The sequence below is a fragment of the Kluyvera intermedia genome (genome assembly GCF_021440345.1).
In the GTDB taxonomy this organism is placed as follows: Bacteria; Pseudomonadota; Gammaproteobacteria; order Enterobacterales; family Enterobacteriaceae; genus Kluyvera; species Kluyvera intermedia_A.
Window position 1 is genome coordinate 201567 of sequence record NZ_JAKCNS010000011.1, and the last position, 19366, is coordinate 220932.

The 19366-nt window shown below is 53.6% G+C and carries 14 protein-coding genes and 1 pseudogene; 7 read left to right on the top strand and 8 right to left on the bottom strand.

What is annotated here, in order from left to right; genetic code table 11:
- Positions 1-20 precede the first annotated feature (20 nt).
- Both LZ634_RS03740 and LZ634_RS03745 read right to left on the bottom strand, forming a co-directional pair.
- Positions 21-1001 (bottom strand): nickel/cobalt transporter, encoded by a 981-nt coding sequence (locus LZ634_RS03740; RefSeq protein ID WP_234502405.1) that lies wholly within the window; start codon positions 999-1001, stop codon positions 21-23.
- Positions 992-1630 carry a DUF1007 family protein gene (locus LZ634_RS03745; protein WP_234502407.1) on the bottom strand — a complete coding sequence of 213 codons (639 nt, stop codon included), beginning with the start codon at positions 1628-1630 and terminating at the stop codon, positions 992-994. The genes LZ634_RS03740 and LZ634_RS03745 overlap by 10 nt, the downstream gene beginning before the upstream one ends.
- Positions 1631-1746: 116 nt before the next feature.
- Between LZ634_RS03745 and csiE the strand changes: the two genes are divergently transcribed.
- Complete coding sequence (gene csiE, locus LZ634_RS03750) at positions 1747-3024, top strand: stationary phase inducible protein CsiE (RefSeq protein WP_234502409.1); 1278 nt, start codon at positions 1747-1749, stop codon at positions 3022-3024.
- Here the strand turns inward: csiE and LZ634_RS03755 are convergent.
- Positions 3021-4157 carry a 3-phenylpropionate MFS transporter gene (locus LZ634_RS03755; protein WP_234502411.1) on the bottom strand — a complete coding sequence of 379 codons (1137 nt, stop codon included), beginning with the start codon at positions 4155-4157 and terminating at the stop codon, positions 3021-3023. The genes csiE and LZ634_RS03755 overlap by 4 nt on opposite strands.
- A 467-nt stretch (positions 4158-4624) precedes the next feature.
- Between LZ634_RS03755 and LZ634_RS03760 the strand changes: the two genes are divergently transcribed.
- A complete protein-coding gene (locus LZ634_RS03760; protein WP_234502413.1) occupies positions 4625-5047 on the top strand; it encodes a DoxX family protein in 423 nt (140 codons plus the stop codon).
- 114 nt (positions 5048-5161) lie between these two features.
- Here LZ634_RS03760 and glyA read toward each other — a convergent pair whose 3' ends face one another.
- Positions 5162-6415: a serine hydroxymethyltransferase gene (glyA, locus tag LZ634_RS03765; protein ID WP_234502414.1), complete on the bottom strand. Its 1254-nt coding sequence runs from the start codon at positions 6413-6415 to the stop codon at positions 5162-5164.
- A 327-nt stretch (positions 6416-6742) separates the two neighbouring features.
- Here glyA and hmpA point away from each other — a divergent pair, with 327 nt between their 5' ends.
- The 5 genes and pseudogenes from hmpA (at position 6743) to dtpD (ending at position 15044) form a co-directional block, all read left to right on the top strand.
- Positions 6743-7933: an NO-inducible flavohemoprotein gene (gene hmpA, locus LZ634_RS03770; protein WP_234502416.1), complete on the top strand. Its 1191-nt coding sequence runs from the start codon at positions 6743-6745 to the stop codon at positions 7931-7933.
- Positions 7934-8075: 142 nt separating this feature from the next.
- Positions 8076-9607: pseudogene (gene cadC, locus LZ634_RS03775) on the top strand (lysine decarboxylation/transport transcriptional activator CadC).
- Positions 9608-9955: 348 nt separating this feature from the next.
- Positions 9956-11287, top strand: a complete 1332-nt coding sequence (cadB, locus tag LZ634_RS03780) for a cadaverine/lysine antiporter (RefSeq protein ID WP_234502419.1) — start codon at positions 9956-9958, stop codon at positions 11285-11287.
- Between the two features lie 82 nt (positions 11288-11369).
- Complete coding sequence (gene cadA / locus LZ634_RS03785) at positions 11370-13514, top strand: lysine decarboxylase CadA (protein WP_234502420.1); 2145 nt, start codon at positions 11370-11372, stop codon at positions 13512-13514.
- Positions 13515-13586: 72 nt separating this feature from the next.
- Positions 13587-15044, top strand: coding sequence for a dipeptide permease DtpD (gene dtpD / locus LZ634_RS03790; RefSeq protein ID WP_234502422.1), 1458 nt, complete (start codon positions 13587-13589; stop codon positions 15042-15044).
- A gap of 44 nt (positions 15045-15088) precedes the next feature.
- Here the strand turns inward: dtpD and glnB are convergent, their stop codons facing one another.
- From glnB to LZ634_RS03810, 4 genes are all read right to left on the bottom strand, one after another.
- Positions 15089-15427 (bottom strand): nitrogen regulatory protein P-II, encoded by a 339-nt coding sequence (gene glnB, locus LZ634_RS03795; RefSeq protein WP_002438074.1) that lies wholly within the window; start codon positions 15425-15427, stop codon positions 15089-15091.
- A 68-nt stretch (positions 15428-15495) separates the two neighbouring features.
- Entirely contained in the window at positions 15496-16833 is a 1338-nt protein-coding gene (glrR, locus tag LZ634_RS03800) for a two-component system response regulator GlrR (protein WP_234502424.1), read from the bottom strand.
- Positions 16826-17518, bottom strand: coding sequence for a two-component system QseEF-associated lipoprotein QseG (gene qseG, locus LZ634_RS03805; protein WP_234502426.1), 693 nt, complete (start codon positions 17516-17518; stop codon positions 16826-16828). Before qseG ends, glrR begins: the two co-directional genes overlap by 8 nt.
- Positions 17519-17535: 17 nt before the next feature.
- Positions 17536-18972, bottom strand: coding sequence for a sensor histidine kinase (locus LZ634_RS03810; protein WP_234502428.1), 1437 nt, complete (start codon positions 18970-18972; stop codon positions 17536-17538).
- Between the last annotated feature and the right edge of the window lie 394 nt (positions 18973-19366).

The window sequence follows — 19366 nt, forward strand, 5'->3', positions numbered from 1 at the left end:
CCGCTATCCGGCCTTTTTTTTTAAAATGGACGCAGCCCGCGTCCCGCCGGAACCGCACTTCCCCACATCACCACCGCCGCAACGACCAGAATGACGCCGCCGGCTAATGCCAGCGTGCTCCAGCCCACCTGCCGCCACAGCGCCGGCGTTTTATTGCCGCTCAGTTTGACCGCCAGCGAGCGAAACGCATGTACCAGCAGCGCCAACGAGGTAATCGTCAATGATGTGCCCGCCGCCATCGCCAGCGCCGATGCCATTCCCCAGGCGAATACACCAATCACTTTACTGAACAGCAGTACCATAATTGCCCCCGAACACGGGCGCATTCCCATTGAGAGAATAATCATCAGCCTGGCGCGCCAGTCATCGTCACGGGCAAGCTGGTCGGGATTCGGCATATGCTGATGCCCACAGCCGCAGCCATCGTGATGGACATGGTGTGGGGTGAAAGCGGTGAATTTCGGTTTTCGCAGCAGCACGCGTAGCTTTTTCAGCGCCCGCCAGCACAACATTAGCCCCAGTACGCCCACCAGCCCATAGCTGGCTTTCTCCAACCAAAAACTGCTGAGATGCAGCTGGCGCGCAGGCAATTGCAGGATGCTAAGCACTACCACCACCAGAACAATCGCCACCAGCCCCTGTAATAAAGAAGAGGCCAGCGTCAGGCCAATACTCGACTTCAGTTTAGATGGGTGCGTGGCAAGCCAGGTGGTGATCACCACTTTGCCGTGCCCCGGCCCTAACGCATGCAGCACGCCATAGGTGAAACTAAACAGCAGCAGCGTCATCCCCGCCTGCCCCGGATTAGCGGCCACCGCTTTAAGCAGGCTGCTCATCTGCTGGTTAACTTCACGCTGCCAGATAACGCTTTTTAACATCACCTGCGGCCAGACCTGCCACAGCCAGAGCAACCCGGCGATAGCCGCGACGGCGAAAATCAACAACGGCCATAGCTGTAGCCAGCGGCGCGCGGGACGACGGTTAACGGAGATCACGGACATTGGATGGTCACCTTCTGGGCAAACTGTTTACCGAGCTCCATGTCCTCTGCCGGCGCATCCTCTTTATCAAGTGACTGGGCGTACAGGAGCATATCGTCATTGGGTTTTGGCGTATGCACACTCACTTTGCACGTACCTTGATAGTCAGGTGCAAAGGCAACATCGCTATCTTTTTCGTAGCTCATGTCGACGTAATAGGTCGGGTCGAAAGTGGAGAAGGTATAGGTCTGCCCGGCCAGAGGCTGCGGCTTTGCCAGCGGTAGCGTGAAGGTCAGCACCGACTGATGCCCCTGGCGTGCCAGGCCGTAGGCCGTGGGCAAATTGTCAAATTTCACCTTTTGGCCGTTATGCCAGAATTCAGAAAAATAGTGCTGCCCCAGCACGTTGGCCATCACCTCCGCCGCCAGTTTTTTCCACACTTCATCCCCCGGCTTGGCATTTCCGGCGTCGTAGAGCAGATCGGCAGACGTCAGTTCGTCCATCGTCCAGCGCATGTTCATGCCAGTGAGCTGGCCGTCACTGACCACCAGTTGATTGGTGATGGTAATAAAACTGTGCGGGTGCGCGCGGGCGCTTAACGATAAAACCGCAAGAAACACCAGAACCGCGCATTGTTTCACTCTCTTCATCCGTTCCTCAGTGAAAAATTCTGTGACCGCCGCCAGCATTCCTAAGCGAAAGCCCATTAGCTGCCGTTATCTTTTGTCTACGCTTATTCCTAATACCTGCTGCTGGATGCCAACAGATGATGACCGTACACGAACCGCCATCTGTGCTTTCCAGTCCGCAGCGCCGCTGCCAGGCGCTGCTGATGCTGTATCTCCCAGAACACGTCATTACGCCGGAATATATTGGCAAAGTGAATAATGTCGATGTTTCTACGGCCCGGCAAGATATCGTTGGGGCCGGCCAGGAGATCGAGCGTTACCATCGTCTGGCGATCGCCACTTTGGCGGATGGCCGCTATCGGATTGAAGGCACCAATCTCGACCTACGCCTGTGCTTGCTGCACTGGCTTCGCCGCGCTTTGCGCCTGTGCCCGCATTTCGTCAATCATCATTTTACGCCGGCGATTAAAACGCAGCTTAAACAGTTGAAAATCGCCCGCAACCTCTATGATGAAACCAATCTTCAGGCGCTGGTCAATCGCTGTGGGCGCAGTTTACAGCGGCAGTTTGAATCCCGCGATGGGCAGTTTTTACGCCTCTATTTGCAATACTGTTTATTACAACATCATCAAGGGGAAAGCCCGCATTTCAATACGCAGCAAAGCGCATGGGCCAGCGCGAGCGTCGAATTTCAAACGGCAGCGGAGATCGTGCGCCACTGGCAAAGACGCGTTCGCCAAATCCCTAACCATCACGAACAGCATTTTCTGGCACTGCTGTTTATGCTGCTCAAAGTCCCTGACCCGCACGATGATGTTCGTGAACAGGACAAGCAGTTACAACACGCCGTGACCCGATTAGTTGACCATTTTCAGCAGGTCGCCGGCTGCCGCTTTACCGACGAAAGCGGTGTCGGCAATCACCTTTATATTCATCTGGCGCAGGCGCTCAACCGCTGCGTCTTTGGGATCGGTATCGACAACCACTTATCCGAAGAGATCCACCGCCTTTATCCTCGGCTGATCCGCACCACTCGCGTGGCACTGTTGGAATTTGAAACGCGCTATTCCCTGCGTTTTAGCGATGATGAAGCGGCGTTGATTGCGGTGATTTTTGGCGCAGGATTAATGCAGGAGAGCGAATTGCACGAAAAACAGGTGGTGTTATTAACCGGCGATAATCCGTTGCTGGAACAGGAAATTGAGCAACAGCTGCGCGAGTTGACCCTGCTGCCGCTCAATGTGAAGTATCTGGCGGTACCGATTTTCCAGAAAGAAGGTGCGCCGAAGGACAGCACCCTGGTGATTTCGCCTTACGCCATCGTCCTGCCGTTGTTCTCACCGCCGCTGATTCACGCCGAGCAGTCGCTCAGCGAGCATCAGCAGCAGCACATCTGTAAAATACTCGAGACTTAGCGCGCGACGGTTTTAGGCCGTAACAGCAAGGCCGGTAGCGCCACCAGTGCCATTACCCAGAACAGCCCCTGATGCAGGTGCTGGTAGAGAAAACCGGCAAACATGGTCATCACCGCAATACTGCCGCCCATCGCCACCGCAGAGTAAATGGCCTGTAGGCGAATAACCTCACCGCCCTGACGCGCCGCAATGTAGCGCATCGCCGCCAGGTGGCAGACGGTGAAGGTGCCGCAGTGGAGGATCTGAATCAAAATCAGCCACGGCAGGCTTGTCGTCCAGCCCATCAGCCCCCAGCGAATCACGCCGCAAATGGCCGACAGCAACAGCAGATCGCGGGCGCTAAAGCGACGGAAGACCTTTTTACTCAACGCAAAGGTCACCACTTCCGCGACCACGCCTAACGACCATAAATAACCAATGGCCGACGCCGAATAGCCCGCCCCTTCCCAGTAAATGGCGCTAAAGCCGTAATAGGCCGCGTGCGCGCCCTGCAGCAGGCTGACGCAAGCCAGGAATCGCCAGTTCTGGACCACCAGCAAACGCCAGGCAGACCAGCCAACCGACTCCTGATGACGAGATTCGCCAAGCGGCATCACCGATGGCTTGAGCAACATCCCCAACAGCATGGACGCCACGCCCAGGCTCAGCATCAATAAAATAACCTGATAACCGTACAGGCTGACCAGCTTGCCGGTCAGCGCAGAGCCAATGACAAAGGCAATAGAGCCCCACAGGCGCACCCGCCCGTAGTCCATGGTTATCTGTTTTTGCCAGGTATTGGCCAGCGCGTCGGTTAACGGCACCAGCGGCGAGAAGAACAGGTTAAAGCCGATCATCACCACCATCAGCCAGGCGACGTTGGTACCCGCCCAGAACATCAACGCAAACAGCAGCGTCATCAGGGCCAGAATACGCAGAACGTTGATTAGACGCGACGGGTCACTGACGCGCGGAGCAATCAGCAGGCTCCCCAGGAAACGAGCCACCAGACCCGCGCCAAGCAAAATACCGATGGTTTCGGGCGACAGCCCCGCACCTTTGAGCCAGACGCTCCAGAAAGGTAGAAAAATACCGTAGCTAAAGAAATAGGTGAAGTAACTGAGCGCCAGCCAGCGCGTGGAGTGCAAAACCATGGTTCCTCCCGTTTTGGAGGCCTTAGTCTACTGACTTAGCACTCATTCTGAAGAGCATTACTCACCTCGCTTACCGAATAAATGTGATGAACATCACTTTCACTTGTTTGTTTCTGGATACAACCAGTGACGGTTAGGTCAGCTGCGCAAAGTACACTCCATTTTTAAAAACCGCGTGCATAGCGTGTTGGTACGCACAAGCTCTCATTCAGCCGGTGAGATAAAGTCCTCAAGGACAGGTTAAGCTTGCCCTTTTTCCAAAGCCTTCACCGCGACCGCGCTATCCGCCCGAAAAACCACCTTATTTAGTATTTAAAAAATACATATAACCGGGTATCAAAGTCTCCCCTCCCCCCTGCCTGGCGAGGTTTATGGTCAGCCAAAATACTGATTTCATGCTCCTGTGTGGCAGGTCACAAAATTGTGTATTACGTTTAAATCATACGCACTTACACAAAGGAACTGCCATGAACTGTCTTCGTTATCTCGACTTTGGCGCTTCACGCGATCTGCTGCTGCTGATAGCCCGTATCGCCATCGTGCTGCTGTTTATTCTCTCCGGCTATCCCAAAATGCTTAACTTTGACGGTACGGTACAATACATGACCTCATCCGGCGCGCCGATGCCGTCACTGGCCGCCATCATTGCGATTTTGATGGAGGTGCCGGCCGTTATTCTGGTGATCCTGGGCTTCTTCACGCGCCCGTTGGCGGTTATTTTCGTCTTCTATACGCTGGGGACAGCGGTGATTGGCCACCACTTCTGGAATATGACCGGCGATGCGGTGATGCCAAATATGATTAACTTCTATAAGAACATCAGTATCGCTGGCGGGTTCCTGCTGCTGGCGATTGTCGGGCCGGGGAAAATTTCGCTGGACAGACGTTAAGCCGTTGCCCGATGGCGGTTTTGGCGGGGGCGCTGCAGGTAGGATAAGGCGCAGCCGACATCTGACACAAAAAAGGCCGCATTCGCGGCCTTTTTCACATCTGACGATTAACGCTTATGCGTAAACCGGGAAGCGTGCGCAGATATCCAGCACTTTCGCTTTGATGCGTTCGATGGTGGCTTCATCATTGATGTTGTCCAGCACATCGCACATCCAGCCAGCCAGCTCTTTCACTTCAGCTTCTTTAAAGCCACGGCGAGTCACCGCTGGGGAACCGATACGAATACCAGAAGTCACAAACGGGCTCTTCGGATCGTTTGGTACGCTGTTTTTGTTGACGGTGATGTTAGCACGGCCCAGCGCAGCATCCGCTTCTTTACCGGTCAGGTTTTTGTCGACCAGATCCAGCAGGAACAGGTGGTTCTCAGTACCGCCAGAAACCACTTTGTAGCCACGGTTCAGGAACACTTCTACCATCGCTTTGGCGTTTTTCGCAACCTGCTGCTGGTAGATTTTGAACTCTGGCTCCATTGCTTCTTTCAGCGCCACCGCTTTACCCGCGATAACGTGCATCAGTGGGCCGCCCTGAGCGCTAGGGAAGACAGCGGAGTTCAGTTTTTTGTACAGCTCTTCGCTACCGTCTTTCGCCAGAATCAGGCCACCGCGTGGGCCAGCCAGGGTTTTGTGGGTGGTAGTGGTGACGACGTGAGCATGTGGAACCGGGTTCGGGTAAACGCCAGCGGCGATCAGGCCAGCAACGTGGGCCATATCGACAAACAGATACGCGCCGATGCTGTCGGCGATTTCACGCATTTTTGCCCAGTCAACGATGCCAGAGTAAGCGGAGAAACCACCGATGATCATTTTCGGTTTGTGTTCCTGAGCCTGCTTCGCCATGTCTTCGTAGTCAATTTTACCGGACTCATCAATACCGTAAGGGATGATGTTGTACAGTTTGCCGGAGAAGTTAACCGGGGAACCGTGAGTCAGGTGACCACCCTGTGCCAGGTTCATACCCAGAACGGTATCGCCCGGCTGCAGCAGCGCGGTGTAAACCGCGAAGTTAGCCTGAGAACCGGAGTGCGGCTGGACGTTAGCATAGTCTGCACCAAACAGCTCTTTCGCGCGGTCAATCGCCAGTTGCTCAACGATATCAACGTATTCGCAGCCACCGTAGTAACGCTTGCCCGGATAACCTTCAGCATATTTGTTGGTCAGCTGAGAACCCTGAGCCTGCATGACGCGCGGGCTGGTGTAGTTTTCGGAGGCGATCAGTTCAATGTGCTCTTCCTGACGTACTTTTTCTTGCTCCATAGCCTGCCACAACTCGGCATCATAATCGGCAATGTTCATTTCACGCTTTAACATCCGCATCTCCTGACTCAGCTAACAATAAAATTTTGACCTGAAAAAGGCAGTCCCGTTGGACAACGGCCAACAGTATAACCGAATCGTTCTGTGATAACAGGTCTTGACAAACGAAATTACGCAAACGTTTACCTTCAAGCTACACAAGGGATTGAGGAATAAAGGCCTTACGTCGTGAAGTGGATTTCTTTTCAGGATTGTGATGCGAATAATTCATCTTGTAACCGAGTTGGTGCATTATCACAAAGAACCATTTACAAAGCAGGGTTATTTTTATAAGATGCATTTAATATGCAACATTAAGTGATAATCAAAGGAAAACCTGCCATGCTTGATGCTCAAACCATCGCTACCGTAAAAGCCACGATTCCACTGCTGGTTGAAACCGGCCCAAAACTCACCGCCCACTTTTATGACCGGATGTTCGCCCATAACCCGGAACTGAAAGAGATTTTCAATATGAGCAACCAGCGCAACGGCGACCAGCGTGAAGCGCTGTTCAACGCGATTGCCGCCTACGCCAGCAATATTGAAAACCTGGCGGCCCTGCTGCCTGCCGTTGAGAAAATTGCGCAGAAGCACACCAGCTTCCAGATTAAACCGGAGCAGTACGACATCGTCGGCGGCCACCTGCTGGCAACACTTGATGAAATGTTCAGCCCGGGCCAGGAAGTGCTGGACGCCTGGGGGAAAGCCTACGGCGTGCTGGCTGGCGTGTTTATTAATCGCGAAGCTGAGATCTACCGTGACAGCGCCAGTAAAACCGGCGGCTGGGAAGGCACCCGAGCTTTCCGCATCGTCAACAAAACTCCACGCAGTGCGCTGATTACCAGCTTCGAAATGGAACCCGTCGACGGCCAGCCGGTGGCTGACTATCAGCCGGGGCAGTATCTGGCGGTATGGTTGAAGCCGGAAGAGTTCGAGTTCCAGGAAATTCGCCAGTACTCTCTGACGCGTAAACCGGACGGTAAAAGCTATCGTATCGCGGTAAAACGCGAAGATGGCGGCCAGGTTTCAAGCTGGCTGCATAACGCAGCTAAAGAAGGTGATGTGGTTTATCTGGCAGCACCGGCCGGGGATTTCTTCTTGCAGGTTACGCCACAGACTCCTGTAACGTTGATCTCGGGCGGCGTAGGCCAGACGCCAATGCTGTCGATGCTGGATACGCTGGCGAAAAACCGCCATTCGGCGCAGGTTAACTGGTTCCATGCGGCGGAAAACGGCGAAGTTCATGCCTTTGCCGACGAAGTCAACGCGCTGGGCGCACAGCTGCCAAACTTTACCTCTCACCTGTGGTATCGCACCCCAACCGACGCTGACCGTCAGGCAAAAGCCTTTGACAGCGAAGGTCTGATGGCGCTGTCTCCACTGGCCGATAGTCTGCAGGCCGCACAGATGCAATTCTATCTCTGCGGTCCGGTGGTCTTTATGCAGTACGCAGCCAAACAGCTGGTCGAGCTGGGCGTGAACGCCGACCATATTCATTATGAATGTTTCGGGCCGCATAAAGTACTGTAAGGTTATCTTTCCTGGCGAGCATTTTTTGCTCGCCTTTTCCCCCGTCCAACAAGCGCCAACGCAGGCTACAGCCCAAAATTGAGAAGGGAATTATGTTATCATCGCTAACTTATCCCGTTCTTTTCTTTGGCGACTCATTTATATGCAACAACCGGTTGTACGCGTCGGTGAATGGCTAGTCACGCCTTCTGTTAATCAAATCAGCCGTCCTGGAGACGCCAACTCACCCTGGAACCTCGACTCATCGATCTGTTGATGTTCTTTGCCCGTCATCCCGGCGAAGTACTGAGCCGCGATGAGCTCATTGATAACATCTGGATGCGCCATATTGTGACCAGCCATGTGGTCACCCAGAGCATTTCTGAGCTGCGTAAATCTCTACGCGATAGCGCCGACAGCAACGCTGATTACATTATCACCGTGCCCAAACGGGGCTACCAGCTAACCGCACCGGTGGTGTGGCTCGAAAATACCAGCGACGAACCGCTCGACGAAGAACCCGCGGCAGAATCACCGTCTGACCCGCTATCAGCGCCAGTATCAACGCCCGTACCAGCATCAGTATCAACACCACGCCCGATATCCAAACCTCGTCGCTGGTTCGCCAATTTATGGACTCTGGGCGCCTTGTCACTCTCGCTCGGCGTGCTCATTGCCATGGTGTTGCTGTCCGTGGCCCGCCCTCACCCGCAAGTGACTCGCGCCCATCTGCTGCTCAACCCGCGCGATATTGATGTACGCTTTGAACCCGGTGCTTCGTGCAATAACTGGGCTTCACAGCAGTCCTATGTTATTGGGCTGGGGACGCTGATCACCACCTCGCTGAATACCTACTCCACCTTTATGGTTCACGATAAAACCGACTATAACGTCAATGAACCCAGCAGCTCCGGGAAAACGTTAACCATCAGCTTCGTGAACCAGCGTCACTACCGCGCACAGCAGTGCTTTATGTCCGTGCTGTTAATCGACAACGCCGACGGTTCTACGATGCTGGATAAGCGCTACTTCGTCACCGACGGCAACCTGGTATCGATTCAAAGCGATCTCTTCGACAGCCTTTCTGCTGCGCTGGTGCAGCCATGGCCTGAGAATCTGCAAAAGGAACTGGACCATTTAAAGCTCGCACAAACGCTCTCTCTGGCGCAGTTCTACCAGGCACTGCAGCTCATTACCGTTGGTGACGCTCAGTCTTTAAATAAAGCCAGTGACCTACTGGGCAACACCATTAAATCCTCCCCGGACTTCACCTACGCGTATGCCGAAAAGGTAATGGTGGATGTTTTACGTCATTCACAGCAGCCGTTTGATAGCCAGCAGCTCATTTTACTTAATGAGGAATTAACCCGCGTCGCGCAAATACCCGCGATGCAAAATAGTGCCGTTCTCTATCGCATTCAGGCTATCGATTCTTTGACTAAAGGCAACGTGGACAATGCATCCGCCGCTATTAATAAAAGCATTGAATTGGAAATGTCATGGTTGAATTACGTGCTGCTGGGCAAGGTATATGAAATGAAAGGTGAGAGCCGTCTGGCTGCCGATGCTTATATTACCGCATTTAATTTACGCCCCGGTGATAACACGCTGTACTGGATTGAAAACGGTGTATTTCAAACCTCAATAGAAAAAATCGTTCCTTATTTGCAGACATTTCAACCCAAAGAATCTTAAACGTTCTTGCGGATTATTTATTCAGGTTAAATAACTCCTGCCATAATGTAATCATGATGTTGTCGTAAGGTTTTAATTGTTGCCTTACAACAACATCATACCCCTTGAAAAATCAAACATACCACTTTGTAATTACTCGTTATTTACCTTTCCATGATATAAATATTTTATCCTGATATGTTAATGTGAAAAGCTAAAGACCTCATTTTTTTCATGTTTGTTTTTATTTCACTTTAACTTTAGGACTTCTCTTAGCCTGCTCAGTAACATTGCCATCAGTTGGTCGGGTCACTCGTCATTACTCATCTCGCGATCCGGTCCTAAAAATACTGTTCAGGAGAAACGAACATGAGTTCTACCAAAAAGATCGGGCTATTTGCCTGTACTGGCGTGGTTGCCGGAAATATGATGGGGAGCGGGATTGCTTTATTACCCGCGAGCCTCGCCAGCATCGGTGGCATTGCCATCTGGGGTTGGATTATTTCTATTATTGGCGCCATGTCACTGGCTTATGTTTACGCCCGATTAGCGACCAAGAATCCACAGCAGGGTGGTCCTATTGCATACGCTGGTGAATTATCTCCGGCTTTCGGTTTCCAGACCGGCGTACTGTATTACCATGCAAACTGGATTGGTAATCTGGCTATCGGGATTACCGCAGTCTCTTATTTATCTACCTTTTTCCCCATTTTAAATGACCCAATTCCTGCCGGTATCGCGTGTATTGCTGTCGTTTGGCTGTTCACCTTTATCAATATGCTGGGCGGAACCTGGGTAAGCCGTCTGACCACCATCGGTTTGTTCCTGGTACTGATTCCGGTTGTACTCACCGCCATTGTCGGCTGGCACTGGTTTGACGCTGCGACCTATCACGCCAACTGGAATACCTCTACCACCACCGATCCACACGCGGTAATCAAAAGTATTCTGCTATGCCTGTGGGCTTTCGTGGGCGTTGAATCCGCCGCGGTCAGTACCGGTATGGTAAAAAATCCAAAACGTACCGTTCCGCTGGCAACCATGCTGGGTACCGCCATGGCCGGTATTATCTATATCGCTGCCACTCAGGTTATCTCTGGTATGTATCCGGCTTCCGTCATGGCAGCCTCTGGGGCACCGTTTGCAGTCAGTGCCTCGACCATTCTGGGCGGCTGGGCAGCACCGCTGGTTTCCGCTTTCACCGCCTTTGCGTGTCTGACTTCACTGGGTTCCTGGATGATGCTGGTTGGTCAGGCAGGTGTTCGTGCCGCAAGCGACGGCAACTTCCCGAAAGTGTACGGCGAACTTGATAAAAACGGCATCCCGAAAAAAGGCCTGCTGCTGGCCGCCGTCAAAATGACCGCGCTGATGATTATCATCACCATCATGAACTCCAGCGGTGGTAAAGCTTCTGACCTGTTCGGCGAGCTGACCGGTATCGCGGTCCTGTTGACTATGCTGCCGTACTTCTACTCCTGCGTTGACCTGATTCGCTTCGAAGGCTTCAACATCCGTAACCTGGTAAGCCTGGTGTGCTCGGTTCTCGGCTGCGCCTTCTGCTTTATCGCGCTGATGGGCGCCAACTCTTTCGAACTGTCCGGCACCTTCATCATTAGCCTGGTCATCCTGATGTTCTATGGTCGCAAAATGCACCAGCGCCAGAGTGATGACAAAGACAACAAACCGGCCCAGGCGCTTTAACCGCTAACCCCTTTTTCACAAGGCCCTCTCCTCACCTGCCACATCGCTGCGGGAAGGGCCTCTTTTACCTGGAAAAATGACTATGAACGTTATTGCTATCATGAACCACATGGGCGTCTACTTTAAAGAAGAGCCTATTCGTGAACTTCACCGTGCGCTGGAAAGCCTCGACTTTCGTATTGTTTACCCGAATGACCGTGAAGATCTGCTGAAGCTGATTGAAAATAATGCCCGTCTGTGCGGCGTTATTTTCGATTGGGATAAATACAATCTGGAGCTGTGCGAAGAGATCAGCGCCATGAACGAGTACATGCCGCTGTATGCGTTTGCCAACAGCTACTCGACGCTGGACGTTAGCCTGAACGACCTGCGTATGCAGGTCCGTTTCTTCGAATACGCACTGGGTGCGGCAACTGATATTGCGGCTAAAATTCGTCAGACCACCGATGAGTACATCGACAACATTCTGCCGCCGCTGACTAAAGCGCTGTTCAAATACGTTCGCGAAGGCAAATACACCTTCTGTACCCCAGGTCATATGGGCGGTACGGCTTTCCAGAAAAGCCCTGTCGGCAGCATTTTTTATGACTTCTTCGGCCCGAATGCGATGAAGTCTGACGTATCAATTTCCGTCTCTGAACTGGGTTCTCTGCTGGATCACAGCGGTCCACATAAAGAAGCTGAAGAGTATATTGCCCGCGTGTTTAACGCCGAGCGCAGCTATATGGTGACTAATGGCACCTCAACCGCCAACAAAATTGTCGGCATGTACTCTTCTCCTGCGGGCAGCACGGTACTGATTGACCGTAACTGTCACAAATCGCTGACCCATCTGATGATGATGAGCGACATTACGCCTATCTATTTCCGTCCAACCCGTAACGCCTACGGTATTCTGGGCGGCATTCCGCAGAGCGAATTCCAGCGTGCGACCATTGAAAAACGCGTCAAAGAGACGCCGAATGCCACCTGGCCGGTACACGCCGTCATCACCAACTCCACCTACGACGGCCTGCTCTACAACACCGACTACATCAAGAAAACGCTGGATGTGAAATCCATTCACTTCGACTCAGCCTGGGTGCCTTACACCAACTTCTCCCCAATCTATGCGGGCAAGTGCGGTATGAGCGGCGGGCGTGTAGAAGGCAAAGTTATCTACGAGACGCAGTCCACGCACAAACTGCTGGCCGCGTTCTCTCAGGCCTCCATGATTCACATTAAAGGTGACGTTAACGAAGAGACGTTCAATGAATCCTTTATGATGCATACCACCACCTCTCCGCACTACGGTATCGTGGCTTCCACCGAAACCGCCGCCGCGATGATGAAAGGTAACGCCGGTAAGCGTCTGATCAATGGTTCGATTGAGTGCGCAATCAAGTTCCGTAAAGAGATAAAACGTCTGAAAGGCGAGTCTGATGGCTGGTTCTTCGACGTCTGGCAGCCGGATCACATCGAGGGGCCTGAATGCTGGCCGCTGCGTTCCGACAGCCCATGGCACGGTTTCAAAAATATCGATAACGAGCACATGTATCTCGACCCGATTAAGGTCACAATTCTGACCCCGGGGATGAAGAAAGACGGCACCATGGATGAGTTCGGTATCCCGGCCAGTCTGGTGGCGAAATATCTCGACGAGCGCGGCATCATCGTGGAGAAAACGGGCCCATACAACCTGCTGTTCCTGTTCAGTATCGGTATCGATAAAACCAAAGCGCTGAGCCTGCTGCGCGCGCTGACCGAATTTAAACGCGCATTCGATCTGAACCTGCGAGTGAAAAACATTCTGCCAACGCTGTACAGCGAATCACCTGAATTTTATGAAAATATGCGTATCCAGGATCTGGCGCAGAATATTCATAAACTGGTTGAGCATCACAACCTGCCGGATCTGATGTTCCGCGCATTTGAAGTGCTGCCAGAAATGCAGATGACGCCTTATGCCGCGTTCCAGAAAGAGCTGCACGGCGAAACCGAAGAGGTTTATATGGAAGAAATGGTGGGCCGCGTGAATGCCAACATGATCCTTCCGTATCCTCCAGGTGTGCCACTGGTTATGCCGGGTGAAATGATCACTGAGCAAAGCCGTCCGGTATTGGAATTCCTGCAAATGCTGTGCGAAATCGGCGCGCATTACCCAGGCTTTGAAACCGATATCCACGGTGCCTACCGCCAGGCTGACGGTCGCTATACCGTTAAAGTGCTGAAAGAAAATAAAAAATAAGATGAAACACCCAGGGAAGCGGCTTGTCGCTTCCCTTTTTTCACGCCGCTTTTCACACAGTAAGGAGTCGACATGAAAACACCCTCACAACCGCGCGCGATCTACTACATCGTGGCGATTCAAATCTGGGAATACTTCAGCTTTTACGGCATGCGTGCCTTACTTATCCTTTATCTCACCCACCAGCTCAATTTTAACGACAGCCACGCGATAAGCCTGTTTAGCGCCTACGCCTCTTTGGTCTATGTCACCCCTATTCTGGGCGGCTGGCTTGCCGACCGCCTGCTCGGCAACCGTACTGCGGTGATGACTGGCGCAGTGTTGATGACGCTCGGCCATGTTGTTTTGGGCATCGAGTCCGATTCTATCTGGAGCCTGTACCTCGCGCTGGCGATTATTATCTGCGGCTACGGTCTATTTAAATCGAATATTAGCTGCTTGCTCGGCGAACTGTACGAACCAGAAGACCCGCGCCGGGACGGTGGTTTTTCGCTGCTGTATGCGGCGGGAAATATCGGCTCTATTGCAGCCCCAATTGCCTGCGGGCTGGCCGCGCAGTGGTACGGCTGGCACGTCGGTTTTGCACTGGCAGGAATTGGCATTTTTATCGGCCTGATGGTTTTTTTAAGCGGTCATCGCCACTTCCGTCATACCCAGGGGGTGAATACGCCCGCGCTACGCGCAGTGACGTTTGCCCTGCCGACCTGGGGATGGCTGGTTCTGATGCTCTGCATCGCGCCGGTGTTCTTTACTGTGCTGCTGGAAAATGACTGGGCGGGTTATCTGCTGGCCATTGTTTGCGTCATCGCCGCCGTTATCATGGCGCGCATCATGATCCGATTTCCACACGCCAGACGGGCGTTGTCGCAGATTGTATTACTGATGCTGACCGGAACGCTGTTCTGGGTCCTCGCTCAGCAGGGCGGTAGCTCGATTAGTTTGTTTATCGATCGCTTTGTGAACCGCCATTGGCTGAACACTGAAGTGCCAACCGCCCTGTTCCAGTCGGTCAATGCGGTGGCGGTCATGGCGGCAGGCGTAGTGCTGGCATGGCTGGTTCGGCCATCGGGAAATATTCGTTCGGCGCTGCGCGTCTGGCTGAAGTTTGCTTTCGGTTTGGCGCTGATGGGCGCGGGCTTTATGCTGCTCGCGCTGAATGCACGTGGCGCACAGTTGCACGGTCAGGCGTCGATGGGAATGATGGTTGCCGGGCTTGCGTTAATGGGCTTTGCCGAGCTCTTTATTGACCCGGTCGCGATGGCGCAAATAACTCGCCTGAACCTGCCTGGCGTCACCGGTGTGCTGACCGGCGTCTATATGCTGGCAACCGGTTCAGTCGCCAACTGGCTGGCAGGCGTAGTCGCGCAGAAAACTACCGAATCACAGATTAGCGAAACGGCCATCGACGCCTATGGGCGCTTTTTCTCACAAATGGGGGAATGGACGCTGGGCTGCGTGGCCTTGATTGTCCTGTTGGTGGTCGTAAAACGTCTGCTCTGGACGCCGGTTGCACCGCTAGTAGAAGAGTAAATAAATGACGCTGCCTGCACACGATGTGCGGGCAGCTTTGAACATTAAATTGCCGCGTCGTCTTCTTCGCCGGTACGGATACGAACCACGCGCGCAACGTCAAAAACGAAAATTTTACCATCGCCGATTTTACCGGTCTGCGCGGTACGAATGATGGTATCCACACAGGTATCGACGATATCGTCGGTTACTACGATTTCAATTTTGACCTTCGGCAGGAAGTCCACCATGTACTCCGCGCCACGATACAGCTCGGTGTGGCCCTTCTGACGACCAAAGCCTTTCACTTCCGTTACCGTCATCCCGGTGATGCCCACTTCCGCCAGCGCTTCACGTACGTCATCGAGTTTGAAGGGTTTAATAATCGCATCAATCTTTTTCATGGTGTTCCTGTCGTTTTTATCGCGTAACCGGTTGCTCACCGTATCATAAATCAGTCGTTTGTCCGGTGCTACTCTTTAAAATCGTTCGCATCCAGTTCATGGCGGGAGAGCAATTTATAGAATTCAGTACGGTTGCGCCCGGCCATTCTGGCAGCATGGGTGACGTTGCCTTTGGTGATTTGCAGCAGCTTACGCAGGTAGTTGAGCTCAAACTGATTGCGCGCCTCGACGAAGGTCGGCAGCGCGGTATTCTCCCCTTCCAGCGCCTGCTCCACCAGCGCATCGCTTATCACCGGCGAGGAGGTTAGCGCCACGCACTGCTCGATAACGTTGACCAGTTGGCGTACGTTACCCGGCCAGTTTGCGGCCATCAATCGCTTCATCGCATCCGTCGAGAAGGCACGCACAAAGGGTTTATGGCGATCGGCGGCCTGACGCAGCAGGTAGTTTGCAAGCAGCGGAATATCTTCGGTACGCTCGGCAAGCGTCGGGATCTTGAGATTCACCACGTTGAGGCGGTAGAAGAGATCCTCGCGGAACTCGCCGCGGGCCATTGCTTTAGGCAGATCCCGGTGGGTGGCTGAGAGGATGCGGACGTTGATGTCCAGATCGCGGTTGCTACCCAGCGGGCGCACCTTACGCTCCTGCAATACGCGCAGCAGCTTCACCTGCAACGGGGCCGGCATATCACCTATTTCATCAAGAAACAGGGTACCGCCTTCCGCCGCCTGGAAGAGTCCTTCCCGGTTGCTGACCGCGCCGGTAAACGCCCCGCGCGCGTGACCAAACAGCTCAGACTCCAGCAGCTGTTCCGGCAGCGCGCCGCAGTTAATCGCCACAAAAGGCCTGGCGTGACGCGGACTGGCGTTATGAATCGCCTGCGCCAGAATCTCTTTGCCGGTACCGCTCTGGCCGTTAATCAGCACGCTGACATCAGACTGCGCCACCATCTGCGCCTGCTCCAGCAGTCGCAGCATCAGCGGGCTACGGGTGACAATGGCTTCGCGCCACTGTTCATCCATCGCCGGAGACGAGCGCTCCAGCGCTTCGTCAATCGCCTTGTACAGCGCGTCTTTATCAACCGGTTTGGTTAAGAAGCTGAACACCCCTTGCTGAGTGGCGGCCACCGCGTCGGGAATGGACCCGTGAGCGGTGAGGATTATCACCGGCATACCGGGCTGCACTTTCTGAATTTCACTAAACAGCTGCAGACCGTCCATCTCATCCATCCGCAAATCGCTGATGACCAGATCGATACGCTCTTTCGCCAGCACCCGTAACCCCTGCTGGCCGCTTTCGGCGGTCTGCACCCGATAGCCTTCGCTGGTCAAGCGCATGCCCAGCAGTTTTAACAGGCCGGGATCGTCATCCACCAGCAGCAGGTGCGCGGGTTTACGGTTAGTCATGTTTATCCTCGTCAGATGCGCCGCCGTGAGTCATATCGGCCCCCGGCTTGCGGCTGGAGAGCTGGCGTTCAATATCCGTCAGGTTTTGCAGTTTACGGGTGGTTAAATCCAGTTCCGCCTGCAATTGCTGTTGCTGCACACGCAGCGCGTCCAATTGGGCGTCGCTGGTTTCCTGCAGTTTACTGTAGCGCTGCCGTTCTTCGGCAAGTGACAGCTGTAGCACCTGACCATCGCGCCAGACCTGATACAGCGGGCGAATGCGCGACGGAATAGCTGAACTAAGCGCGTCAATATCTGCAACCACCTGTCGACGTTCGGTTGGGGTAATTTTTGCATTCGCCAGCAGGATGCCGCGCTTGAAGGCTCCCTGCCAGTTTCCTACCGGCAGCACGTTCGCATCGGCACGCGCACGCGCCGCAGGAAGGCGATCGGCGCAGTCCATGCCGCGCAGCCAATAAAGAGGGTTGTTTTCGGCCGTCTCGCCGCTGAGCGCCCAGATATCATCGCAATCGGTCGACAGGTAATCGGCAACCTGTTGACGGGGTTCATTGCCATCGGCGCTGGAACCGGCATTATGCGGCGTCAGCGAGGTATTACACCCGGACAGCAGCAGGCAGGCGAGGCCGAATAACCTGCCACGCCACGGCAGCGGTCGCCGACCCGTACGCGTTAAAAATTGGGGCATAGTGACTCGATATCGTTTCATGTGGTTGTTTTTTCAAGCCCTGGGGTTGGGAGTTCAATACGAAAACAGACGTTGCCGTCCTGTGCGTCGCTAAGATATAGCTCGCCGTGCATTTTACGCACCGAATCGCGCGCCAGGCTTAAGCCAAGACCACTCCCCTTCACCGCGCCTTTGCGCTGATGGCTACCCTGATAAAAAGGCTCGAAGATCATTAATTTTTCAGCATCCGGGATCGGGGTTCCAGTATTGATTATATCAATGATTACCTTAGTTCCTTCCCGGCGGCTATGCAGATAAATGTTACCGGATTCAGTGCCATAGTGCACCGCATTCGAATAGAGATTATCCAGCGCATTCATCAGAAGCGTCGGTTCTGCCAGGCAGCTGGGAGCCTGGAGGTCAACCTGCGTGCGCATCATTTTAGCCCTCGCTGGCAGGCTGTGCGCGGAAACCACCATTTCGACCAACGGCGCAAGGGTTACAGGCTCCATGCGTATGGCTGTTTCGCTCAGCTTACGGTTATAGTCCAGCAGTTGCTCAATCAGCGTTTGTAAGTTGCGACTACTGCTGTCGAGAATGGCCACGACCTCTTTTTGCTCCGCATTAAGCGGCCCAACAATCTGATCGGCCAGCAGCTCGGTGCCCTCGCGCATGCTGGCGAGCGGCGTTTTCAATTCATGAGACAGATGACGCAAAAACTGGTGGCGCTGAGACTCCAGCCACGACAGGCGTTCACTTAACCAGACGATGCGCTGCCCGACGGAGCGCAGTTCACGCGGCCCGCGGAACATGACCTCACCGTCAAGCGACTGCCCTTCCCCCAGACGATTGATCATACTCTCAATTCCCTTCACCGGGCCGATAATCATGCGTGTGAATAACAGCACCATCGCCAGACTGACCAGAAACAGCACCAGCGCCTGCCAGCCAAAGAACTGGCCACGTTCGGCAATCGCCTGCTGTAATTGCTGTCCGCGAGAGAACACGACGGTACGCGTTGCCTGAACCAGTTCGCTATTGGCACTGGAGAAAGCCGCCAGCCGTTCTGCCGCCGGCTTTTGCGGTCCGCTATTGGTGCATTGCAGCAGCGCCAGATCATTAAGGTTCTGACGCAATTGTTGATAAAGGGCAACATCAGGCAGCACGCCCGCATGCGCCTCCAGCATATCGCCATAACGCTTGCGTTGATTCTGGTATACCTTCGCCAGCGTTGGATCGTCTAGCACGCAGTACTGGCGGTAGCTGCGCTCCATATCCAGCGCAATATTAGCCATCGCTTCGCTGCGTCGTGCATCGATAAGCGTGGTGCGGTTGGTCTGTTCAGCCTGCGCACTGAGCATATTCAGGCTCTGCCATGCCTGCCAGGCCAGCACTAACAGCGGCAGCAGGATCAACAGAAAGGACAGCGTCACCAGTTGGCGCAGCGATCGTGGAGAAAGAGAGAGGCGTTTCAAAAGCGGTGTCTCAATAAAGCAACATACTGGAATGCTAACTGAGGTTATCGGAGAGGGAAAGGCCAGAAACAACAAAGCCGGGCATAAGCCCGGCTTTGTTCTGGAATAAGGCGGTGCCTAACTCAACGTTTCGCCCGATGATTGATAAAGCAGAGCTGTTATCAGTTGCTGGACGGCAGGCACCTTGTTGTGCGTCATTCGAAGTTTATGTAGCACGTCCCGAAGGGGCTGACATAAGGAGGTGAATGAGCCACTGGTTAATATTATGCACGATGCGTGCCACAATACAAAACAATAAATTAACACAATGATAAATATAAGAAATATACCTAAAAAGGCACCCTGTTGTTCTGGCTGTTTTTTGAGCATGCTGTCGCTAATTAGCAACACTCAC